Source organism: Brachybacterium sp. Z12, assembly GCF_014400405.1.
GTDB lineage: Bacteria > Actinomycetota > Actinomycetes > Actinomycetales > Dermabacteraceae > Brachybacterium.
The window spans coordinates 3,372,208-3,395,031 of sequence record NZ_CP060496.1; the positions used below are offsets into that span (position 1 = coordinate 3,372,208).

A 22,824-nucleotide genomic window follows, 5' to 3' on the forward strand; every position below is an offset into this window, starting at 1 on the left:
CTGCTCAGCCCTCGGCGGCGGCGTGCGTGATCGCGCCCTCGCCCTCCGCGATCTCGGCATGCTCGCGCAGCACCTCGATCCGGGCGACGTCGATGTCGACCCCGCCGGAGATGCCCGAGACGGTGCCGTCGAAACGCAGCTGCCACACCGCCCAGTCCTCCTGCACCGGCCGCTTCCCCTGGGAGAACAGCCAGTCCGGGCGACCGTCCGAGACCGGCAGCCCGTAGTGCTCGCGCCATTCGGAGGACGAGTAGACGGCCACCCGACGGCCCCATGCCTCCTCCACCGCAGCGGTGAAGGCGTCGATCTCGGCCTGCGCGTGGTCGGCCTCGGGTCGGTCCTCGCAGGCGCCGTCGAACTCGAGGTCGAGCGCCGGAGGCAGTGCGGAGTCCTCCGGCGGGGCGGCTGCGAGGAAATCCGCGGCCTGATCCTCACCGGGTGAGCACAGGGTGAAGTAGTGGTAGGCGCCCGGGGTCAGGCCCGCGGCCCGGGCCCCGTCCCAGTTCTGCCGGAAGTGGGTGTCGGCGAACCCGGAGCCCTCGGTGGCTTTGATGTAGGCGAAGCCGTAGCCGTCGCCGGCGACCTGCTCCCAGTCGATGTCCTTCTGATAACTGGAGACATCGATGCCCATCACCTCATCCGGGGTGAGCTCGACCCCCTCGGGGAGGTTCGCCAGGGCTGCGGCGCCTTCCGGGGTGCTGCTCGCGCTCATCGCGGCGTCATCGGCCCGGAACGGGGCGGGATCGGTCAGGGACTGCTGGTCATCGCCTCCGCGCAGGGCCCCGATGAGCGAGGCGGTGCAACCTCCGATCACCAGGAGCAGGACGAGCGCGAGCGCGCCTGCGACGAGCTGACGGCGTCGGACCTGCTCAGGTGTGAATCGGGGCACGGTGCGGACGGTACCGGAGGAGGCCCCTCAGAGGTGGGATGACGTGCCGTTCCGGGAGTGACGGGCCCAGATCGGGTGCTGCACGGCTCAGCGGGCGAACAGGGTGGCGAAGGCGCGCAGCAGCCGGGGCGGCTGATCGGCGACCTCGTGCTCCAGCGCGGCGAACACGTCCTCCATCTCGTCCGGGGAGAAGTAGCCGTGGTCGCGGTAGGCGCGGGCCCGCTCGATGATCGAGGGGACGTCCAGCTCGGGATGGAACTGGGTGGCGTACTGACGGGTGCCGACGCGGAACATCTGCACCGGCGAGCTCTTCCCGGAGGCGAGCACCGTCGCGTGCGAAGGCAGGGTGTTCACCGCTTCCTTGTGCCCGACCAGTCCGGTGAAGGTCTGCGGCAGCTGCGCCTCGCGGGTCAGCGGGTCCTGCTGCCCAGCCTCGGTGAGGGTGATCTCCACGGCGCCCAGCGGCTCCCCGTAGACCTTGTCGATCAGGGCGCCCTGATGGGTGCCGAGGGTGCCGATGCCGTAGCAGGCGCCGAGGAAGGGGATGTCGTGCTCGACCACCTGGTCGAGGACCCGGAAGATCTCCTTCTCGGCACGCACCTGCTCCGCGGACTTGTCCGGGACCGGATCGGAGACCGTGAAGGGGCTGCCGCACAGGATGATCCCGGAGATGTCCTCGGCCCGCAGGTCGGGGAAAGGGTCGCGATCCAGGCGCGCCCAGATCAGCTCGTCCTCAGCGAGTCCGGTGAAGTCGAGCACGGCGGCGCGCTCGGTGGCGGCGACGTCGTCCTCGGGGCGGGTGGCGATCTGCACGAACGGTTTCACGAGGGTGATGCTAACGGCCCTGCCCGAGCGTTCCTGCCCAGCTGTGGCCGGTGTGGGTGCGCCGACGTCGCTCCGCATGGCGAGGCCGGACCACAGCGGCCGCCCGTGCGTTCCCTCAATGCGCTGGCACAATGCCCCTGTGCAACTCATGCGGCAAGGGCGCGCTGCGCTGCGAGGACCCGGCGGTGCTGCAGCGGCTGCGGATCCCGGCGCGCGCTCCGGCCCCGGTCCGCGCTCTGGCTCGCCCTCCGGCCAGCCGTCTGGTCCGCGCTCCGCCCCGCACTCGGAGGCGGTCTCATGAACGGCCTGGTCGCCGGGTATCCGCTGCCGTCGCTGCTGGCAGGCAGCGACGACGCCGGGGTGAGGGCCTGGCTCCAGGAGCTGCCCGCGCTGGTGGAGGAGCTGCTCGAGCGCTGGGAGCTGGAGGCTTCGGCACCGTTCGAACCCGGCGGTTCCTGCGCCTGGGTAGCGCCGGTGCGCGATGCCGGCGGCGGAGAGCGGGTGCTGAAGGTCGCGTGGTCCCATGACGAGGCGCGTGACGAGGCTGCGGGGATGACGGCGTGGCAGGGGCGTGGTGCGGCACGGGTCCATCGCAGCCAGCGGCGCGGCGAGACCACTGCGCTGTTACTGGATCGGGTGCGGCCCGGGACGCCCCTTGCGGAGCTGCTGAGCTGGCCGGAGCGGGATGCAGTCGTCGCCGCCGTAGCACGCAGGCTGTGGGCTCCGCCCCGCGAGCTGGCGGGTGCCGAGGCGGCCGAGGAGTTCCGTCCGCTCTCGCAGATGTGCGCGTGGTGGGCCGACTCGGCGCAGGAGCGTGCCGAGACCGGACTCTCCCCGCTGCCCCCGGACCTGGTGACGCATGGTCTGCAGCTGTTCCGTGAGCTTCCGCGGCAGTGGGACGGTGAGGCGGTGCTGCTGGCGACCGATCTCCATCCGGGCAACGTGCTCGCCGCCGAGGGCGCGTTCGGGAGCCCGGACGGACGGCGCTGGGTGCTCATCGATCCGAAGCCGTACGTGGGCGACCCGCACTATGACCTGCTGCAGCACATGTTCAATGATCCGGATCGTCTGCGGGCTCAGCCCGTGGCGTTCGCCGACCGGATGGCAGAGCTCGCCGGTCTCGATCCGCAGCGGCTGCGTCAGTGGCTGCTGGCTCGCTGCGTCCAGGAGGCCGGAGTGCTCGACGGCGCGGCCGAGGCGGCGCGGAAGCTGTCCGACGCCGGGGTCGCGTGAGCCGCTGAGGCTCCGCAGGCTCGTCGGTGGGCTCGCCGGTGGGCTCGTCAGTGGGCTCGACGGTGGGCTCGTCGCCAGCGTCATCCTCGCCCCCGGGCCGCTGAGTCCAGACGAGCGGCGTGGGGCTCGTGACCCGGCTGACTCCCGAGTGGCCAGTCCACCGCACATGGTGCCCGGGCAGCCCCGGTTCGTCGACCCTCTCGACGCTCGCGGTCGATATCTCCTTCTTATTGCAGTGCGCACACAGGCCCTCGCCGTTGTCGAGGCTGGTGGGCCCGCCGCGCGAGACGGGGAGGATGTGGTCGCTCTGCCGTACAGCGGCGTTGCAGTACGGTCCGCGGCACGTGGTGTCGCGCCAGCTGAGGAACCGTTTCATGGCCGGCGGGAACTCACGAGCGGTCGAGTCCATCGCGACCAGCTCGCCGACGGTGGGATGGGCGTAGAGGCGGCGGATCGTCGCCCGCACCGCAGGGCCCTCAGGCCCGTAGGGATCAGCGGCCGGGTCCTCGGGCTCGGCGAGGGCGGCGCGCAGCTGTGAGCGCACCGCCTCGACGGGGACGGGGCCGTATCCCTCGAGATGCGCGGTGTCCCCGGAGTCAGGCCGGAACAGGGCGCGGTCGGTGATGATCAGGCCGATGTCGAGAGTGCCCGGCTCGGCGGTCCCGTCGCCCGGCCCGAGCAGGGTGCCCACGAAGGCGTCGGCCATCGCGGCGCCGTGGCCCTCGCGGGCTCCTGCGGCACGTTGGCGCTCCGCCTCGAGCGAGAGCCGTTTGTGGATCCGGCGGGCATCGATCGCGCCGAGCCGCGCGGAGACAGTGGCCATCCCGTTCTGCCCAGGAATGAGGGTGACATGGCGTTCCCGCAGAGCGCGGCGGTGCCGGAGGGTGGCACCCTCGGGATCGAGCTCGCCTGCGAGGCTGGCCACGGCGTCCCGCCAGCGTCGGGTGCCTGCGCCGTCGAGCTCCGGGAGCCTCGCGTCGAGCTCGCGATCCACCGCGCGGGCGAGGTCCGGATCGAGCACCGAGACCGCACCGGCCACGGCGTAGGCGACATCGCTGCTGATCCGGCCGGTGCGGAGCGCCTCCATCATCCGCGGCAGGACGTCGAGCAGACGCTGGGCGGAGGCCAGGGTGCGGCCGGCCAGGTGCGGGGAACGGCGCGTGATGAGGGAGATGTCCGCAGTGGTCGCGCTGTCGGCCTCCTCGTCAGTCCTGGAGCGGGACGGCTCCGCGGCGCGCTCGTGGGCGGCTCTGTCGCGAGCGGCTGCGTGGCGGTCGCGGCGGGTGGCATCCCGCAGCGCGATCACGGCGTGCGCTTCCAGCGAGTCCAGCGCCGCGCAGCAGGTGCGCAGGTTCCCCAGCAGGGCCGAGAAGTCGCCTCGCGCCGCACCTTCGAGATCGAAGGCGGTGCCTGGATCCCCGGCGATCTCCTGGAGCAGGTGCCCGAGCTCTCCCAGCGCCTCGGCGACGGCGGCCGGGCCGGCTTGTCGGAGCGCAGCCAGGTACTCCTGCGGGGAGAACACTCCCCCAGGCTCCTGCACGTGCGGCGCGGTGGTCATGTCTCCATCGTTCCCGCAGGTGGGAATGATGAAAAGAGAGAGTCCGGGAATGTGGATCTGCCGGCGCTGTGGAGGAACGGTCGCCCCCGATCAGCTGCGCCGCGCCACAATGGGGCCATGACGACACTCGCCGACTTCTCCGCCACCACCCTTGCCGGCCAGGAGCAGCAGCTCTCCGAGCACCTCGGCTCCGTGGTCCTCGTGGTCAACACCGCCAGCAAGTGCGGACTCACTCCGCAGTACGCGGGCCTGCAGGCACTTCATGAGCGCTTCGGTACCCAGGGCCTGGCCGTGCTCGGCTTCCCCTGCGACCAGTTCATGCACCAGGAGCCCGGCACCGAGGCCGAGATCGCCGAGTTCTGCCAGGTGAACTACGGGGTCACCTTCCCGATGTTCTCGAAGGTGGAGGTCAACGGCGAGGACGCACACCCGCTGTTCCAGTGGCTCACCGGTGCCCACGGCGAGGAGATCCCCGCCGGCCCGATCGAGTGGAACTTCGCGAAGTTCCTGCTGGGCCGCGACGGCACCGTGCTGCGCCGCTTCGCCCCGCAGACCGAGCCGTCAGAGCTCGCCGACGAGATCGAGGCGGCGCTCGCAGCGCAGCGCTGAGGACTCAGCGCGCTGGGGGCTCAGCCCTCGCGGCTCCAGCCCTCGGCGAGGACCTGCTCGCGGTCCGCGTCGCGGTCGGTGTCGAAGAGCTCCCGTCGGCCCTCCAGCACCCGGATCCGCCCCACCCAGGCGCCGAGCCCCCGGGTCGCGGCGTCCGTGGTCAACGCGAGCCGGATCTGCACCTCACCCTCTAGCGCCTCGTCCCCGTCCATCAGAGCGAACACGCCGGTCCAGGCCACCCTGCGCCCCCAACCGGTGATCTGCCCCTCGGGAATCTCCACCGGCTCCTGGTGCTTCGCCTCGAGGTGGCCGGCGAGCGGGGACCAGGTCTCCCCCTGGTCGGCGGAGGCCTCGATCGTGAGCACGTCGTAGGCGGTCTCGAGGTGGGCGAAAAGATCCACACGCAGCTCCGGAGCACCGCGCCCGTCGAGGTCGATCGCCACGCCGAGCGTCGCCGTGGTCTCGTCCTCGCCGCCCGCGTACCAGCCGTCCCGGAGCTCCTTCGGGACGAGGCCGAGCGCATGGGCCACGCAGGTGGAGACCTCGCGCCGGGTGACCGAGGTGGTGGACCACTCGCGGGTGGGGTGCACCGAGTTCGTGAGCATGATGACGATCGTGTCGGTGAGCGGGTCGATGACCAGCGAGGTGCCGGTGAAGCCGGTGTGGGTGCCGCTGTAGGGGCTGGTCAGCCCGGAATGGTAGTACCAGGCCTCGAGCTCCGGACCGAGCCCACGGCGAGCGCCGCCCACCCCGGTCACCTCGGCGATGCGATCGGTGAACATATCCTCGACGGTGCCGGCCTGGAGGATCCGTGCCTCGCCGTAGCGGCCGCCGCCCAGGAACATCTGGGCGAAGACCGCGAGGTCCCGGGCGGTGGAGAACACTCCCGCATGCCCAGCCACCCCGCCGAGCGAGTAGGCGTTCTCGTCGTGGACGTGGCCGTGCACGAGGTACCCGTAATAGTCCACGTACTCGGTCGCGGCGATCCGGTCCTTCAGCTCCGCGGGCGGGTTGTACATCGTCTCGGTCATCCCCAGCGGGGCGGTGATGTGCTCGCGCACGTACTCGTCCAGGCCCAGCCCGGAGAGCTTCTCGACGATCAGCCCGAGCGTGATCAGCCCCAGGTCGGAGTACACGTACTCGGTGCCCGGAGGCGTGACCGGCTCGACCGTGAGCACGGCATCAAGGCGAGAGGGAATGTCCGGATGGGCGGAATAGAGGTTGATGAAGGGCGGGAGCCCGCCGACGTGGGTGAGCAGGTGCTGGACGGTGACCTCGCCCTTGCCGTTCTCGGCGAAGCGCGGCAGATGATCGGCCACGAGATCCTCGAGCCCCAGCGCTCCCTGTTCGACGAGCTGCATCACCGCCGTCGCGGTGAAGATCTTCGAGATCGAGGCGAGGTCGTAGATCGTGTCGGCGCGCGCGGGGATCCACTGGTCCTCGGGCAGCTCGGTGGAGGCGTCCTGCCAGCGCAGCGCATGGCCGTCGGCGTGCTCGTAAGCGATCCCCGCCTGCGAGGCGACCAGCAGCGAGGCGCCGGAGAAGCGGGGCGGGTCGAAGTCGAGTCCCGCACGGAGGATGCCCGGCAGCTCGTCGAGCATCTCGGCATCGAGGCCCACGGCGCCCGGCGGCTTCTCCTCCAGCGTCCTGCCGGAGCCGCGTCGGTCCCAGGGGTGACGGTGCGGGCCTCCGGGTCGCCAGCTCGGGGCGGAGCGGGCCGAGAGGGAGGAGGGGCGGGCCTTGCGCGGCGCGGGGTCGCCCTGCGCGTGCGCGGCGGCGGGGAGGCCGACGGCGCCTGCGGCGGCGAGCGCTGTCGCGGTCAGTCCGGTCCGACGGGTGATTCGGGGATCCATGAGGCTCCTTCGCTTCGGTGGCGACCAGCGCCGCGGACCACCGTAACGAGCCGACCCCGCTGTGGCAAGCGTCACACCGCGGCGTCAGCCCGGTGCGAGTTCCGCCCGCTCCCGGCGCACCTGACGGATCCCGAGCACCAGGAGCACGATCCCGGCGATCATCACGATGGCGCGGAACACCTCGAGGACCACCTCGAGGACCGAGAAGACGTTGGACACGGCGACGGCCGCATCAGGCATCTGTGAGACGTTCCCGGAGACGCTGAAGGAGAAGACGAACCCGAGGAGGGCCGCGGCGACCATCAGCGCGGCGCCGAGGCGGAGCTTCCCGCCTCCCTTGGCCAGCACCACGACGGCGAGCACGAAGGACGCGAGGCCGAGCATGGCCACCACGAGCGCGAGCGCGAGCACGGCCGTCACCAGCAGCTGCGGCGCGATCTGACCGGCCGTCAGCGGATCGTCGGCGACCTCGGCGGCCAGGAGCGACAGCAGGTAGGTGCCGCCCAGCGCGAGCACCATCAGCAGCGAGGTGCTCACCAGCGCGACCGCGGGCTTGAGCGGCTGATCTGCGGGGTGCACCGTGCCTTCGCCGCCGTGTTCATCGAGGATCCGCGCCCCGCTGCAGCTCGAGCACCGGGACGCAGGCGGGGCTGAAGCCGAGCACCTGGCCGTAGAACGATAGCGACGCCTCGGTGGCGCGGACGATGGACTCCGCCCGGCGGAAGCCGTGCTGCTCCCCTCGAACAGGAGGTAGGCATGGGGGATGCCCTTGGCGGCGAGCGCATCACGGAACAGCTCCGACTGGCTGGGCGGGACGATCCTGTCCTCCTCGCCCTGGAGCAGGAGCACCGGCACCTCGAGCTCGTCCACATGGCTGAGCGGGGCCCGCTCGACGTAGAGGTCGCGTCGCTCCGGATAGGGGCCGACGAGCCCGTCGATGTAGCGGGATTCGAAATCGTGGGTGTCCAGCCGGAACTGCTCGAGCTCGGCCACGCCGTAGCTGGAGACGCCCGCGGCGAAGGCATCGGTGCGGGTCAGGCAGGCGAGCGTGGTCCAACCTCCGGCACTGCCGCCCTCGATCGCCAGGCGCTGCCCGTCGGCGATGCCCTCGGCGACCAGGTGCTCCATCACGGCGACCGTGTCCTGCACGTCGACCACGCCCCACTGCCCGCGCAGGCGGTCGCGGTATTCGCGGCCGTAGCCGGTGGAGCCTCCGTAGTTGACGACCACCACACCGAGGCCGCGGGAGGTGTAATACGCGATCGGCAGCGACAGCACCGGCGGGACGTGCGCGGTGGGTCCGCCGTGGACCTGCGCGATGAAGGGCGGCAGGTCACCTTCCCGGCCGGCGATGCCCGTCTGGCGGGGACGGTGGACGATCGCGTGGACCACGCCGCCGCCCGGCAGCGGCACCTCGATGCTCTCCGCCTCGGGCAGCAGCCCGGGGTCGGGGGCGTCGCTGCGCGAGGAGCGCAGCGGGGACAGCGGCGAGAGGGACGGCGCGGCGTCCGACGAGCCCGTGGCACCGAGGTCGAGGTGAGCTGTGTGGATCGCCGCGAACCGGGTCGGGGAGGCGCCGGCGAGCACGAGCAGCCCGTCGGCCCGCAGCTCGGCGGCGGAGATCTGGGTGAGCGGGCAGTCGAGCCCGGTCAGCTCCCCGGTGCTGAGCTGCAGCACGGACAGGGAGGTCGCGGCCCGTCCGTGCTGCACCAGGGCGCGGTCGGCGTCGAGCACCTGGTACCAGGTGGTGCCGAGCGCCCACATCGCGCCGGCGAACTCCTGGTCCAGCTCGAGCACCTGGCGGGTGCCGCCGTCGGCCGAGAACACCCACGGGTTCCACCAGCCGGAGGCATCAGAGAGGAACATGAAGCGCTGATCGTCGAGCCATTCGGGCTGCAGCACCGAGGTGTCGGTGCTGCCGGCGATGATCTCGCCCTCCCCGGCGCTGCCGTCCAGCAGCGGGGCGAGGTGCAGCTCGGTGCCGTCCCACGGCATCTGCGGATGCTCCCAGCTGATCCAGGCCAGCAGGTCGCCGCGCGGGCTGACGCGCGGGTGGGCGACGAATCGGGCCGACGGGGTGACCCGGCGCAGGGCAGAAGGATCCTCGGCGGCGGAGCCGTCCAGCGGCACCGCGGCGACGTACCGCTCGATGTGCGGGGCACCGTCGGCGTCGTCGGTCCCCGGCGCTGCGCGGGTGTGGTCCTCGCAGATCCACCAGATCTCGGTCCTGCCACCCGGGAGGGTGACCGGCGTGGGATCGGCCCAGCGGAGCGACGGGCCCTGGGCGGAGTCGATCTCAGGGCCGACGGGGGTCAGAACGCGCGGCTGCTCCCCTCGACCAGGGCGTAGACCCGCTGGTCCTCGAAGTTCACGAAGACCACCAGCGGGGTTCCGGCCGGGGCCTCGTCGGCGCCGGTCACCACGGTCCAGCTCGCACCGCCGTATTCGTGCACGCGCGAACGGGCGTTGAAGGGGGCGGGCAGCACCGTGACCGGATCGGCGGGGGCGTGCGCGTCCGTGCCGTCGAGGGCGGTGCCGTCCCAGGGCTGCGGGAGCGGGACCGGGCCGGCGGTGCGGACGATCGCCTGCCGCCCGCCCTCGGTGGCGATGCCCTCCGTCCACCACACGGAGTCGCCGACCAGGCGCGGACCGCCCAGCTGCGTGCCGCCGGTCGCGAGGAGCTCAGCGGTGATGGGCGAGGGCCAGGAGCCGTACGGGAGTGTGGTCACCATGAGGCCAGCGTATGTGGGATGCAGCGCTGGCGGGAGCTCTGTGGACAGCCGCCGCCGGCGCGGCGCTCCCCACCCGTCACACCAGGATCGTCCCCTCGATCGTCACCACCGTGTCCCCGCCCACCCAGATCGTCCCGTCCGCCTCGCGCTCCAGGTGGATCCGTCCCTCGCGCCCGAGCACCGTGCCCTGAGCGGCGGTCCACCGCTCCGGCGCCTCGTCGCGCGCAGTCAGCCATTGGGCGATCCCGGCGTTCAGGCTGCCGGTGACCGGATCCTCGACGCCCGCGGGTGCGAAGGCCCGCACCTCGTATCGCGGGCCGTCGGCCCCCTCATGCCGGCCCATCACTCCGACCTTCCGCGCCCCGAGCGCCGCGGCATCGGGTCGCAGGGCGAGCACCTGCCCGGCCGAGCCCAGCTCGACCACCTGCCAGCCCGGGCCGTTGTCGGCCCAGGAGTGTCCGAGCACGTCGGCCCGTGCGATGCCGAGCGCGACGGCGATCGCCTCCACGTCGGCCTCCTCGAGCGCTCCGCTGCGTCGCAGCAGCGGGGCGGCGAAGGCCAGCCGGTCCCCGTCGCGCCGCACCTGGATCAGCCCTGCCGCGCACTCCTGCACGATCCGCTCCCCCGCGCTCTCCCCGCCGGCCTCGAGCCAGGCCCGGGCCGTGCCGAGCGTGGGATGGCCGGCGAAGGGCAGCTCCTCGGGGGGTGAAGATCCGCACCCGGTAGTCGGCGCCGGGCTGCGTCGGCGGCAGCAGGAAGGTGGTCTCGGAGAGGTTCGTCCAGGCGGCGATCCGCTGCATGTCCTGGTCGTCGAGCCCGTCGGCCTCAAGCACCACGGCGAGCGGATTGCCTCGGTGGGGGCGGCCCGAGAAGACGTCGAGCTGGGCGAAGCGGCGGCGCGGGGGTGTCGGCATGGAGTCATCCTGCCGTGCACCGGCGAGATCACGCAGCGTCATACTCCGCCATCACCCGTGCCCTGCGGCGCGCCCGCCCCTAGCGTGACGCAGGACCTTCCCTTCGATTCGAGGAGCCTCATGTCCCGCCAGCGCATCGCCTTCAACGCGTTCGACATGACCTGCGTCATGCACCAGTCGCCCGGTCTGTGGACCCATCCCGAGGACCGCTCGGTGGACTACAAGAAGCTGAGCTACTGGACCGACCTGGCCCAGCTGCTCGAGCGGGGAAGTTCGACGGCCTCTTCATCGCCGACGTGCTCGGCGTCTACGACACCTACCAGGGTTCGGCGGATGCCTCGGTGCGCCGGGCCATGCAGGTTCCCGTCCATGACCCGCTCATGCAGGTATCGGCGATGGCCGCCGCGACCGAGAAGCTCGGATTCGGGATCACCGTCTCCGCCACCTACGAACAGCCCTATGCCCTCGCACGACGCTTCAGCGCCCTGGATCACCTCACCGAGGGAAGGATCGCCTGGAACATCGTCACCAGCTATCTCGACGGCGCGGCCCGCAATCTCGGACTCGCCTCGCAGATCTCGCACGACGAGCGATACGACCTCGCCGACGAGGTCGTCGACGTCTGCTACCAGCTCTGGGAAGGGTCCTGGGAGGAGGACGCCGTGATCGAGGACCGGGAGAACAAGGTCTACGCGGATCCCGAGAAGGTGCACCCCATCGGCCACCAGGGCAAATACTTCTCCGTACCGGGCATCCATCTCGCCGAGCCGTCTCCCCAGCGCACCCCGGTGATCTGGCAGGCGGGCACCTCCGGTCGCGGCCGCGCCTTCGCCGCGAAGCACGCGGAAGCAGTCTTCACGGTGGCGCCCACCCCCAGATCCTGCGCCGTTACGTGGACGACATCCGCGACTCGGCGGCGCAGAACGGCCGCGACCCCCGCAGCCTGAGGATCTTCACCGAGATCACGATCATCACCGCCGCCACCGATGCGGAGGCTGAGGCGAAGCACGCCGAGTACCTCGAGTACACCGATCACGAAGGCGCGCTCGCGTTCTACGCAGGGATCACCGGGATCGACCTCTCCGAGCTCGATCCTCACGAACCGCTCGAGTACGTCGACACCGACTCCGCCCGTTTCGCGCTGGAGATCTTCTCCAAGGCCGACCCCACGCGCACCTGGACCCCTCACGAAGTCGCCCGGTTCGTGGGCATCGGCGCGATGGGCCCGGTGATCGTGGGCGGCCCCGCGACGGTCTCCGACCAGCTGGAGGATTGGATGGAGGAGGCCGACATCGACGGCTTCAACCTCGCCTACGCGATCACCCCCGGCACCTTCGAGGACTTCATCGAGCACGTCGTGCCCGAGCTGCAGGCCCGGGGCCGGTATTGGGAGGACTACGACGCCTCGACCACCGTGCGCGAGCGGCTCCACGGCGTCGGCGAACGTCGCGTGCGCGAGGACCACCCCGCCGCGAAGCACCGACGCTGAGCGCCCCACCGGTCCGTTAGACGGACGAGCCCTCGGACGTCTCGCCGCTCGGTCTCGGACCGCTCTCCTCCGTCAGCGGCATCCCGGCGAGCTTGGCATCGGCCTCGTCCAGATCGATCAGGCTGGTGCCGGGGGCGAAGGCGTGACCGGAGTTCACCGCCGCCCTCGCGATGATCGTCGAGCCCACCGCCGCGGTGGCCAGCTGCAGCACGACGGCCACGGCCGCTTTCACCAGGTTGGCGGTGGTGGGCATGGTGAGCACGGCCCCGATGGTGACCAGGGCGATGCCCAGGCCGGCAGCCGTCCCGACGGCGGAGGCACGCATATAGGTGTCACGGAACTTCAGCAGTCCCACCCCGGCTCCGGCGAAGACGACCACGCCGGCGAGGATCAGGACATACGCGATGACGGTCAGCACACTCATCGTCGACCTCCCATCAGTCCCCGCGCGGAGACGGCCGCGAGGAACGAGACCAGCGTGGCGATCAGGACGAGATCGAACGTGCCGAGGCGCTCCCACCGCGCTCCGATGAGCACCAGGATCCCCACCACACTGAAGGTGAGCAGATCCGCGGCGACGGCGCGATCGGCGGCGGTCGGTCCCGCGACGATCCGGTACACCGAGGCCAGCAGCACGGCGGCGATGCACACGATGGCGATGTCGAGAGGAGTCATGAGCGACCTCCGATCGTGATCGAGCGGGTCATCCGCTGATCCATGTCGTGCAGATCCGCCAGGGCGCTCTCGTCGTCCTCGTGGTACATCGAGTGGACCAGGATCTCGCGGAACCCGGTCCCTCCACCGAGCTGCCCGAGCGTCAGCGTGCCCGGGGTGAGCGTGATGAGGATGCTGATCATCACCACGTGCAGATCGCTGACCTCGCCCAGCTCCATCCGGACCACCCGAGGAGTGGAGGCGTGCCCGGGGGTGAGCGAATCGCGCACCACGGCGAGCGAGGACACCACGATCTCCTTCGCGAACCACAGCGCGAAGCCGATCAGGCGGAACGGGAGGGTGAGCAGGGATGCGTTCACGGCAGCACCGCCTCGACGTACGCGGAGGTGTCGTACAGACCCGCCGCAGCGACCTCCGACAGGGACAGCAAGCCCTGGGCGCCGAGGCCGAGGGTCAGGGTGACGGCGGCGAGGGCGAGGGCGGGAGCGGTGAGGGCCAGAGGCGTCGCACGCGGCAGGACCGCCGTCGCCGACGGCTCCGCGGGCGCGGGGTGGCCCTTGATCGTCGGCGAGAAGACGCCGTTGAAGATCTTCAGCATCGACTGCAGAGTGATCAGCGAGACGAGCAGCGCGACCACCGCAGCAGCGATCTGTCCCGCCTCGAAGGTGGCGGTGATGAGGAGAACTTCGCGATGAAGCCGGAGAAGGGCGGCAGGCCCGCGAGGGACATCGCGGCGGCGCCGAAGGCGACCGCGAGCAACGGCTCCTTACCGATCCGGCCCTTGAGCTCCGAGAGCTTGTCGGTGCCGAACCGCTCCTCGATCGCGCCGGTGGACAGGAACAGGGAGGCCTTCACGATCATGTGGTGCAGCAGGTAGGCGATGCCGGCCGTGAGGCCGAACGGGGTGAACAGGGCGACGCCCAGCAGGATGTAGCCGATCTGGCTGACCATGTGGAATGCCAGGATCGACCGCATCCGATCCTCGCCCACGGCTCCCAGCACACCGATCAGCATGGTGGCGCTGAACAGCAGGATCCCGATCCACAGGAACCGCTCGTCCCCCTCGAAGATCACCGCGTAGAGCCGGTAGATGGCGTAGATCGCGACCTTGGTGTGCAGGCCGGAGATCAGCGCTGTGATGGCTGGGGACGTCGAGGGGTAGGCCCGTGCCAGCCAGCCGTGCACGGGCACCACCGCGGCCTTCATCGACAGGGCGAAGAGACTCACCCCGGCGGCGGCGGCCACCAGCGGATCCTCGCTCGCCGCTCCCGCGAGCTCTCCGAGGTTCACGGTGCCGGCCGTGCCGTAGATCATCGCGACACCGGCCAGGAACAGGGTCGAGACGAACAGGTTGAACGTGACGTACAGGCGCGAACCGACCACCGAGGCGCGCGTCCCGCGCCCGCGTGCGGCCAGGACCAGCAGACCATAGGTCGGCAGCAGCATGACCTCGATGAACACGAACATGTTGAACACATCTGCGGTCAGCAGGGTACCGACGACGCCCGCCTGGAGCACCATCACGAGCGGCGCGTAGAAGCGGTGACGGCCTGCATCGACCTGCAGCGCGAACAGCGTGCACACGAGGATGAGTCCGCCGGCGACAGTGAGCATCAAGGCGGAGAAGGCGTCGACCGCGAACGGGATCGCGATCCCGGGGATCCATCCGCCCACCTGGTGTGCATGCACGCTGCCGTCGGCGGTCTCGATCACGAGCAGGGTCGCCGCGACCAGCTGCGCGGTCTGCACCAGCAGCAGCACGACGACGGTCCAGGGCCGGCGTGTGCGTGCGAAGGCGGTGATGCCGGCGGCGAGGATCGGGATCGCGACGAACAGGGGAGCGCGGCATCGAGCGTCATCGGTCAGCCCCCTGACGCTCGTCCGCGGAATAGGGGTCGGTGTCCCCTACCGGGACGCCGAACTCGCCGTAGCGATCCTCGAGGGTGCCGACGGGAGCGGCGCTCTCGTCGGTCCCCTCCTCCGGGGCGTCCTCGTCCTTCGGCCCGGTCACCGCGAGGACCAGCAGGTAGATGGTGATCGCGAAGGCGATCACGATCGCCGTGAGCACGAACGCCTGAGGCAGGGGGTCGGCGGTCACGGAGGGGTCGAGATCCGATCCGAGCGGCTCGTCACGGCGGAGGGTGCCGCCGGCGCTGAAGAGCAGCAGGTTGCAGGCATGACCGAGCAGCACGAAGCCGAGGATCACGCGCAGTCGGTCGCGCTGGAGCATGAGGTAGACGGAGCCGCCGAACAGGACACCGATCACTAGGGCGAGGATCATCGCGTTCCACCTCCTTCTGTCGCGATCGATGCTTCCTGAACGTTCTCTGCGGCGGTGACGCTGTCCTCCGGCGCCGTGCTCCCCGCCGGCGGAGGATCGTCCTCGGGCCGCGGTCTGCGGCCCGTCCCGTCGTCCGGGGTGGAGACGCCCAGGCGGTTGATCGCGGCGAGGATGACCCCGAGCACCGCGAAGTACACGCCGAGGTCGAAGACCAGCGCCGTGGTGAAGTGGTATCCGAGGATGTCGACGTGCAGAGCACGCAGGAACGAGCCGTCGAACAGACCGATCAGGCCCGTACCCGCGGCGACGACCATGCCCAGCCCCGCGATCGCCAGGTAGGGACGCTGGACGCGCGGGACGTCATCGGTCGGCGCGGACAGGTAGGAGAGCACCACCGCGCCGGCGCCGAGCAGCGCCGCGATGAAGCCGCCGCCGGGGGCGGTGTGCCCCCGCAGCAGCATGAACAGGGAGGCGACGATCATCACCGGCACCAGCACGCGACCGAGCAGCCGCAGATAGTCGGCATTGCCGAAGGGGTTGGCGAGTGCGGGCGAGGCGGGCGCCGGCCGCTTCCGCTCGACGAGCGGGCGGGCGTCCAGCAGTGCCGCGACGGCCACCGAGCCGATCGCGAGCACCACCAGCTCGCCGAGCGTGTCCAGGGCACGGAAGTCGACCAGGATCACGTTGACGATGTTCGTGCCGCCGGTGAGCTCCTCGGCACTGCCCATCATGTACTCGCCGACGTCCGACAGCCCCCGGTGACCGGTGAACACGAGGGTCGCCGCCGTCGCAGCGGCCCCGGTGAACACCGCCGCGACCACCGCAGCGAGGCGCCGTCGGGCGTCCTCCTTCGGGAACCTCCAGGACATCCGGCGCAGCACCAGCACCATCACCACGACGGTGAGCACCTCGACCAGCAGCTGGGTCAGCGCGACGTCGGAGGCGCCGAGAGTGAAGAACGTGAGCACCACGGTGAACCCGACGATGCCGCTGGCGATCACACCGCCCAGCCGGGTGCGGGAGCGGACGATGGCGACCACGCCCGCCACGACGAGCACCAGCAGGATCCCGTCGAGGAAGGTCGAGGAGCTGTACTCTCCCACGCCCTGCCACAGCAGCGGCGTGGTCAGGGCGGCGGCGCCGATGATCACGAAGGGGATCGCGAGCTGTCCCGCGGTGGAGTCGAACCGGGTCAGGTCTCCGACCCGGTGGCCGAACGAGATGATCCTGTCGTGGATCCCCTGGACCACGCCGACGCCGGTCACCGGGGCGACCCACTCGGCCGGCGCCTGGGCTCCGGACGCTGAGCGGGCTCTGTCGCGACGACCCATCAGCACGGCGATCGCCAGACCGGCGGCGATCGCGAGGATCGAGAGCACGAGCGGGATGTTCACGCCGTGCCACAGGGCCAGGTGACCGACCTCCGTCGGCGCGACGCCCGCCGCGACAGCCGCTGCGGGAACCGCGACGGGGTCGAGGATCCCCACGATCGGACCGAGCACCAGACCGGTGAGGGCCGTGGCGCTGACGGCCACGGACATCGCGGCGGCATAGCGCCAGGGCTTGACCCCGTCCATCGCCGGGCCGGGCAGGGTGGGCAGGACGAGGCGAGCGCTGTACGCGACGGTGAACACCGTCGCGGCGGCGGCGAGCAGCGCCAGCAGCCATCCGCTCCCCCACGGCGAATGCAGCAGCGACTCGAAGATCAGCTCCTTGCTCACGAACCCGACCAGGGGGACGATCCCGGCCATGCTCGCGGCGGCCAGCACCAGCATGACCGCATCCCAGCGCAGCACGCGCCACAGCCCGCTCAGCTCGTGGAGGTCACGGGTGCCGGTGCGCTTCTCGATCAGGCCCACGCCCATGAACAGGGAGGACTTGAACAGCGCATGTGCGATGACATGGACCGAGGCCGCGAGCATCGCCACCTCGGTGCCTACGCCGATCGCCGCGACCAGCAGCCCCAGCTGGCTCACGGTCGAGTAGGCGAGCAGGGACTTCAGGTCACGCCGGGTCACGGCCAGCACGGCGCCCAGGGCGGCGGTCAGCAGACCGATCGAGACCAGCAACGCGGGCCATATCGCCGCATGCGAGGCGGCGGGCGAGAACAGCATCAGCAGGTAGATGCCGGCCTTCACCATCGCTGCGGCGTGGAGATAGGCGCTGACCGGGGCCGGGGCGACCATCGCGTCAGGCAGCCAGCTGTGGAACGGGAACTGCGCCGACTTGGTCATCGCCGCCACCGCGACCAGCGCGGCGACGGCCGTGGCGAACCCGGCATCCGAGGACCAGGCGGGGTCGGCGAGCGCGGCGCTGAGCTGCACCGTCCCGGTGCGCACGATGATCAAGCACACGGCGCCGAGCAGGCACAGTCCGCCCGCGACGGTGACCAGCAATGTACGGGTGGCCGCCGGACCCGCATGCGGACCGGAGCGCAGGATCAGCAGGTAGGAGCACAGCGTGGTGAGCTCCCAGGCCACGTAGAGCAGCAGGAGGTCGTCAGCGAGCACCAGGGTGAGCATGGCGGCGGCGAAGGCCGTCATCAGCAGGTAGAAGCCCGGCGAGCGGGGCGCTCTGAGGTACGAGCTCGAGTAGATCAGCACGACCGCGCCGATGACGAGGATCAGCAGGACGAACAGGAAGGCGAGTCCATCCATCCTCAGCCTCAGCGCCACGTCCAGAACGGGGATCCACGGGACCGTCTGGCTCACGTCGCCGGCATCGAGGCGCAGTCCCACCAGGATGCCCAGCGGGAACAGCATGCCCAGGGCGAGCGGCCACCCGGCGTAGCGGCCGAAGAGTCGCACGAGGACCGGAGCGAGCGGCACCAGGATCCAGGCGGAGGCGACGGCCAGCACGAGGCTCATGCACACTCCGCTCGTGCAGGGAGGCCCGCCCTCATCGCGTCGGTGTGCCTTCGTGGGGCCAGAGGTGTCGGTCCGGTCATCGCGTCACTCCGTTGTCGGCTGGTCGGGTGGGCAGAGTTCTAGCCTCTGCCGACCAGACTTCCCGGCGCACCGTCGACAGATCCGGGAGCCGGACCGCCGTCGGTGCAGACTAGCAGGATTCCCCGGGATGCCCGGACGCGCGTCCGGACGCAGGGCCTCCTCAAAAGCGCGTCGGCGCGACGAAGCCCTCGGGCTTGACCAGCACCACCGGCACCGGCGCCTCGATCGCGACGCGCTGGGAGGTGGAGCCCAGCAGGATCTTCCCCAGCGGGGTGCGCTTGCGTATGCCGAGCACCACGAGGCAGACGTCGTCGTGCTCGACCGCGTCGAGGATGTCGTCGGCCGGATCATCGCGCTTGGGGACGGTGCGCAGCTCATGGGCCAGCCCCGTCTCCGCGAGGCGCTCGTCGAGCGGACGAAGATCGGTCACTCCGCGCGCCTTTCGGGGATCGGGGGCGCGCTCGGACGCGAGCACCAGCAGCGAGGAGCCGCGGCGCCGCGCCTCGGCGACCGCGAAGTCGAACGCCGCCTCGCTGGTGGCGCTGGGGACGTAGGCCAGCAGGATGGTGGTCATGGGGTCTCCCTCGATGGAGCGGGATCGGATGAGGAGCGGCCGAGCTCAGGGCCGGCCGAGGTCGTCGGGGTGGCGGAACCGGGTGCGACGGGCCTTGATGGCGCTGTTGTAGAACCAGGTGATCACGTACAGCAGCAGGCCGATCGCGAGCAGACCACCTGCGATCGCGTAGTTCTCCATGGGCTGAGCGAGCGGGGTGACCAGCGCGAAGGAGGTGATCGCGCCGATCACCGGCAGCACCGTCGGGGTGCGGAAGTGCCGTACATCGACCTTGTCGCGGCGCAGCATCAGCACCGAGATGTTCACCAGACCGAACACTGCCAGCAGCAGCAGCGCGGTGGTGCCACCGAGCGCGCCGATGGTCTGCTCAGCGAGGACGAAGCGGACGCTGAGCACGAGCGCGAAGGCCAGCACCGTGGAGAACACGACGCCCGCCCACGGGGTGCGGCGCTCGCGCAGCACCCCGCGCAGGAAGCCGGGCAGCACGCCCTGCTTGGACATGCCGTACAGCAGGCGCGAGGCCATCATCATGTTGATCAGCACGGTGTTGGCGACCGCGAAGATCGAGATGAACGCGAAGATCGTGTCGATCGGTATGCCGGGGGCACCCACCTCGACCACCGTCAGCAGCGGGGTGCTCGCCTCGGTGAGCTGACCGATCGGGACCACGGCCACGGCGATCACGGAGATCAGCACGTAGACCAGCCCGGTGATGGAGAGGCCGCCGATCAGGGCCTTCGGGAAGTTCTTCACCGGATCGACGGTCTCCTCAGCCATGTTCACCGAGTCCTCGAAGCCCACCATCGAGAAGAACGCGAGCGCCGTCGCGCCGATGATCGCCATGAACAGGCTCTTGTCCCCCGCCGTCTCGAACAGGATCACGCGGGAGAAGTCCGCCTTGCCCTGGCCGATCGCGAAGAATCCCACCAGCACCACGAGCATCAGACCGGTCAGCTCGATGAGGGTGAGCACCACGTTGGCCTTCACCGACTCCGAGACGCCGTACATGTTGATGCAGGCGACCAGGGCCAGGAACACCAGCGCGATGATCGTGGCCGTCCCGAAGGAGGCATCGCCCAGGCTCTCCTCCAGCTGGAAGGCCTTCAGCACGTTCTCTGCCAGGAAGATGGAGCTGGTCGACGCCGAGGTGATGCCCGAGGAGAGCACCGCGAAGGTCACCATGAAGGTGACGAAGTGGATGCCGAAGGCCTTGTGCACGTACAGCGCCGCCCCGGCCGCCTGCGGGTACTTGGTGACCATCTCGACGTAGGACAGCGCCGAGACCATCGCGACGGCGAAGGCGATGATGATCGGCAGCCAGCCGGCGCCGCCGACCTCGCCCGCGACCTTGCCGGTCAGTGCGTACACGCCGGTGCCGAGGATGTCGCCGACGATGAACAGCAGCAGCAGCTTGGGCGTGATCGCCTTCTTCAGCTCCGGCTGGTCGATGCTCGGGCCGCCGGCGTCGGCGGCCGGCTCGGGGGCGGTCGGGGTCGACTCGCTCATGGGGTCCTCCAGGGGAGAGTGCGGAGCCGGCGGCGGGGACGCCCGGGGCCGACGGATGGCCCGGACGGGGAACCCCGCACAACGGTGCAGGCACTCTACTCCTCGGTGACCGTGCTCACAGCCGGAGGGTCGCCGGCGCCGACCAGCGTCTCCGACGTCCTCTCGTCGGTCTCCTCGTCGGCCTCATCGGCCTCGGAGCTGTGGGAGTCCAGGCGCAGGGTCTGCACCCACTGGCGCGAGGCGTCGGAGCTGATCGCCATCACGCCCAGGGCGGAGGCTCCCGCCCCCACCAGCAGCGCGTGGGAGACCTCGCCGCTCATCGACGTGGCCACGGCCAGACGCGCGAAGGCATCGGCGGTGAACAGGGCCATCAGCGCGATGCGTGCCCAGCGGCTGCGGCGCAGCACCCCGATCTGGAGCACCAGCAGGCCGGCTGCGAAGGCGGTGGCGAGGGCGATCTCCTCCGGGGCCGGCAGCACCAGCGCCAGGTCCGGGAACAGGGCCGGCAGATCCGTGCCGGTGAGCATCGACACCCACTGCACCCCCACCAGCACCGCCTGCAGCAGCACCAGCAGACCGGTGAAGACCACGGTGGGCGGCGGCAGATGGTGATCGGAGGCGCGGGCGATCACCTCGTGGAAGTCATCGACCGTCTCCTGCCACTGGGCGGTCAGCTCGTCGGCGACGTCGGTGCGCCTGCCCGCCGGTGCCCCCAGGCGGGCCGCGGTCAGAGCCGACTGGGTCGCGGCGCGGGCACGGGACTTCATCACCGAGGTGCCGGTGGGGCGGTGGCGGGCCAGCATCATGGCGCTCGCCCCGTCGGAGCGCGCTGCCGCGCCCTCCACGTCGAGCACCGGCAGGTCGCCGTCGGTGCGGATCCGGTCCCCCTGGCCGTTGCGGTGGTGGTAGGCGGCGGAGAACTCCTCGATCACCTCCACCTCGATCTGCGGGTCCGCGTAGCGCACCGTGTCGATGACGTAGTCGCGCTCGACGTCGATGTTCTCGTCGATGCGGTGGGTGATCTGCAGGGTGAAGAAGGAGAAGCCGACGGCGCGGTCATAGGTGCCCGCGGCGAGCCAGTCCGCGCGGTATCCGCCCGGCAGCACGAAGTCCTTCGGCATCCGCCAGAAGCGCACGTGATGGCGCTTCGTGGTGGTGCCGCCCACCTCCTGCTGATACGTGAAGTCGTGGCGCCGGCCCATCAGGTACAGGTCCGAGACGGGCGCGGCCGGATAGGAGCGGCGCAGCAGCGTCGAGCGCACCATCGACCAGGCCGAGGAGAGGGTCCGCTCCTCGGCGAGCACCCAGCCTGCCCGGCGCATCGCCACGTGCAGGTCCCGCTCGGAGCCGTCGAAGGCCAGATTGATCGGATCCGAGAGCACCCCCTCGGTGGTGCGGGTGCGGCCGAAGAAATAGTCCGGCAGGTAGATCCAGGTCATCAGCTGATGCAGGCGCGGCAGCGTGATGTAGGTCAGCAGCACCCAGAACCCCAGCAGGTACAGCAGCCGCACCGGGGTCAGGGAGACGCCCTCGACCAGGTACAGCAGCGCCAGCCAGAGGGACACCACCACGCCCGCGGCGATGAACAGGTTGTCCAGCAGCGCGTACAGCTCGAACCGGGGACCGGCCGGGGTGTGCCCGCGCGGATGGTCGTAGACGGGGCGCTCCCGCGGGACCGGACGGTCCAGCGGGATCAGGCGTGAGGCGCGCGCCGGGGTCATCGGGGCGCACCGGTCCGCGTCGGCGTCCACGGGGCGGTCCCCGTGCTCCACGAGCTCATGGGCCCATCGTAAGGTTGAGCGGTCCGCGACTTCCCAGGAGGAACCCATGTCCATCGCCTCGCTGCCGTTCCACGACGGCCGCTCCATCCCCCAGCTCGGCTACGGCGTGTTCAAGGTCGATCCGGACATCGCGGCCGACGTCACCGCGCAGGCCCTGACCGCCGGGTACCGCCACATCGACACCGCCCGGGCGTACGACAACGAGGAGGGCGTGGGCCGCGCCGTCGCCGAGTCCGGGATCGCCCGCGAGGACCTGTTCATCACCACCAAGCTGTGGAACGACTCCCACGCCTACGACGACGCGATCGCGGCCTGCGAGGCCTCGCTCGAGCGGCTCGGCCTCGACTACCTCGACCTGTACCTGGTGCACTGGGCCGTGCCCGCGCAGGGGCAGTACGTCGAGGCGTGGAAGGCGCTGATCACGCTGCAGGAGCGCGGGCTGGTGCGCTCGATCGGCGTCTCCAACCATCCCCGCCCGCAGCTCGAGGAGATCATCGAGGCGACCGGCGTGGTCCCCGCGATCCACCAGATCGAGCTGCACCCCTACTTCCAGCAGCGGGACCTGCGCGCGCTGCACGCCGAGCACGGCATCCTCACCCAGGGCTGGGGGCCGCTCGGCCAGGGCAAGTCCGATCTGCTCGAGAACGAGACGATAACCTCGATCGCCGCGGCCCACGGCATCACGCCCGCGCAGGCGGTGCTGGCCTGGCACCTCGCCCACGGCTTCGTGACCATCCCGAAGTCCGTCACGCCCTCCCGCATCGTGGAGAACCTCGCCGCCGCGCAGGTGGAGCTCAGCGCCGACGAGGTCGCCGCGATCGACGCGCTCGACCGCGAGGACGGCCGCGGAGGCACCGACCCGGCCGTCAAGTGAGCTGAGCCCGGGGCGGCTGCGCCCGCCCGGCCCCTCGGCCCGGCCCGTCGACGTCAACAGCCCGCTGGCGAACCGGATCTGCC

Annotated in this window: 18 protein-coding genes and 3 pseudogenes; 4 read left to right on the plus strand and 17 right to left on the minus strand. The window is 70.8% G+C overall.

Going from position 1 to position 22,824, the window contains the following annotated elements:
* Window positions 1-4: 4 nt before the first annotated feature.
* Window positions 5-889, minus strand: a complete 885-nt coding sequence (locus H3H54_RS17735; RefSeq protein ID WP_262424896.1) for a GH25 family lysozyme — start codon at window positions 887-889, stop codon at window positions 5-7.
* Window positions 890-976: 87 nt separating this feature from the next.
* Window positions 977-1,714, minus strand: a complete 738-nt coding sequence (locus H3H54_RS17740; RefSeq protein WP_262424897.1) for a glutamine amidotransferase — start codon at window positions 1,712-1,714, stop codon at window positions 977-979.
* Between the two features lie 297 nt (window positions 1,715-2,011).
* Between H3H54_RS17740 and H3H54_RS17745 the strand changes: the two genes are divergently transcribed.
* Complete coding sequence (locus H3H54_RS17745) at window positions 2,012-2,947, plus strand: aminoglycoside phosphotransferase family protein (RefSeq protein WP_262424898.1); 936 nt, start codon at window positions 2,012-2,014, stop codon at window positions 2,945-2,947.
* Window positions 2,948-3,218: 271 nt separating this feature from the next.
* Here the strand turns inward: H3H54_RS17745 and H3H54_RS17750 are convergent.
* Window positions 3,219-4,505, minus strand: a pseudogene (locus H3H54_RS17750) (DUF222 domain-containing protein); the annotation flags it as partial.
* 117 nt (window positions 4,506-4,622) lie between these two features.
* On the opposite strand from H3H54_RS17750, the gene H3H54_RS17755 reads away from it, so the two are divergent.
* On the plus strand, window positions 4,623-5,114 hold the full coding sequence (locus tag H3H54_RS17755) for a glutathione peroxidase (protein ID WP_262424899.1): 492 nt from the start codon (window positions 4,623-4,625) through the stop codon (window positions 5,112-5,114).
* Window positions 5,115-5,134: 20 nt separating this feature from the next.
* Here H3H54_RS17755 and H3H54_RS17760 read toward each other — a convergent pair whose 3' ends face one another.
* The 4 genes and pseudogenes from H3H54_RS17760 to H3H54_RS17775 form a co-directional block, all read right to left on the minus strand.
* On the minus strand, window positions 5,135-6,967 hold the full coding sequence (locus tag H3H54_RS17760) for a serine hydrolase (protein WP_262424900.1): 1,833 nt from the start codon (window positions 6,965-6,967) through the stop codon (window positions 5,135-5,137).
* 84 nt (window positions 6,968-7,051) lie between these two features.
* Window positions 7,052-9,097: a prolyl oligopeptidase family serine peptidase gene (locus H3H54_RS17765; RefSeq protein ID WP_262424901.1), complete on the minus strand. Its 2,046-nt coding sequence runs from the start codon at window positions 9,095-9,097 to the stop codon at window positions 7,052-7,054.
* A gap of 182 nt (window positions 9,098-9,279) precedes the next feature.
* Window positions 9,280-9,699 (minus strand): hypothetical protein, encoded by a 420-nt coding sequence (locus H3H54_RS17770; protein WP_262424902.1) that lies wholly within the window; start codon window positions 9,697-9,699, stop codon window positions 9,280-9,282.
* Between the two features lie 76 nt (window positions 9,700-9,775).
* Window positions 9,776-10,613 (minus strand): annotated as a pseudogene (locus H3H54_RS17775) (PhzF family phenazine biosynthesis protein).
* A 120-nt stretch (window positions 10,614-10,733) separates the two neighbouring features.
* Here H3H54_RS17775 and H3H54_RS17780 point away from each other — a divergent pair.
* A pseudogene (locus tag H3H54_RS17780) lies at window positions 10,734-12,102 on the plus strand (LLM class flavin-dependent oxidoreductase).
* A gap of 16 nt (window positions 12,103-12,118) precedes the next feature.
* On the opposite strand, the gene H3H54_RS17785 reads toward H3H54_RS17780, so the two are convergent.
* The 10 genes from H3H54_RS17785 to H3H54_RS17825 form a co-directional block, all read right to left on the minus strand.
* A complete protein-coding gene (locus H3H54_RS17785) occupies window positions 12,119-12,526 on the minus strand; it encodes a monovalent cation/H(+) antiporter subunit G (RefSeq protein ID WP_262424903.1) in 408 nt (135 codons plus the stop codon).
* A complete protein-coding gene (locus H3H54_RS17790; protein ID WP_262424904.1) occupies window positions 12,523-12,777 on the minus strand; it encodes a monovalent cation/H+ antiporter complex subunit F in 255 nt (84 codons plus the stop codon). The genes H3H54_RS17785 and H3H54_RS17790 overlap by 4 nt, the downstream gene beginning before the upstream one ends.
* Window positions 12,774-13,136, minus strand: a complete 363-nt coding sequence (locus H3H54_RS17795; protein ID WP_262424905.1) for a Na+/H+ antiporter subunit E — start codon at window positions 13,134-13,136, stop codon at window positions 12,774-12,776. Before H3H54_RS17795 ends, H3H54_RS17790 begins: the two co-directional genes overlap by 4 nt.
* A complete protein-coding gene (locus H3H54_RS19280; RefSeq protein ID WP_316249080.1) occupies window positions 13,133-13,414 on the minus strand; it encodes a hypothetical protein in 282 nt (93 codons plus the stop codon). Before H3H54_RS19280 ends, H3H54_RS17795 begins: the two co-directional genes overlap by 4 nt.
* Window positions 13,390-14,538: a monovalent cation/H+ antiporter subunit D family protein gene (locus H3H54_RS17800; protein WP_316249081.1), complete on the minus strand. Its 1,149-nt coding sequence runs from the start codon at window positions 14,536-14,538 to the stop codon at window positions 13,390-13,392. Before H3H54_RS17800 ends, H3H54_RS19280 begins: the two co-directional genes overlap by 25 nt.
* Window positions 14,539-14,632: 94 nt before the next feature.
* Window positions 14,633-15,058 carry a sodium:proton antiporter gene (locus tag H3H54_RS17805; RefSeq protein WP_262424906.1) on the minus strand — a complete coding sequence of 142 codons (426 nt, stop codon included), beginning with the start codon at window positions 15,056-15,058 and terminating at the stop codon, window positions 14,633-14,635.
* On the minus strand, window positions 15,055-17,925 hold the full coding sequence (gene mbhE / locus H3H54_RS17810; protein ID WP_262424907.1) for a hydrogen gas-evolving membrane-bound hydrogenase subunit E: 2,871 nt from the start codon (window positions 17,923-17,925) through the stop codon (window positions 15,055-15,057). Before mbhE ends, H3H54_RS17805 begins: the two co-directional genes overlap by 4 nt.
* Window positions 17,926-18,166: 241 nt before the next feature.
* Window positions 18,167-18,580, minus strand: coding sequence for a universal stress protein (locus H3H54_RS17815; protein ID WP_262424908.1), 414 nt, complete (start codon window positions 18,578-18,580; stop codon window positions 18,167-18,169).
* Between the two features lie 45 nt (window positions 18,581-18,625).
* The gene (locus H3H54_RS17820) at window positions 18,626-20,086 is read right to left on the minus strand and encodes an APC family permease (protein WP_262424909.1); all 1,461 of its coding nucleotides are present in this window, start codon (window positions 20,084-20,086) and stop codon (window positions 18,626-18,628) included.
* 95 nt (window positions 20,087-20,181) lie between these two features.
* Entirely contained in the window at window positions 20,182-21,858 is a 1,677-nt protein-coding gene (locus H3H54_RS17825; RefSeq protein WP_262424910.1) for an LssY C-terminal domain-containing protein, read from the minus strand.
* Window positions 21,859-21,913: 55 nt separating this feature from the next.
* On the opposite strand from H3H54_RS17825, the gene H3H54_RS17830 reads away from it, so the two are divergent.
* Window positions 21,914-22,741: an aldo/keto reductase gene (locus H3H54_RS17830; RefSeq protein ID WP_262424911.1), complete on the plus strand. Its 828-nt coding sequence runs from the start codon at window positions 21,914-21,916 to the stop codon at window positions 22,739-22,741.
* Window positions 22,742-22,824 lie beyond the last annotated feature (83 nt).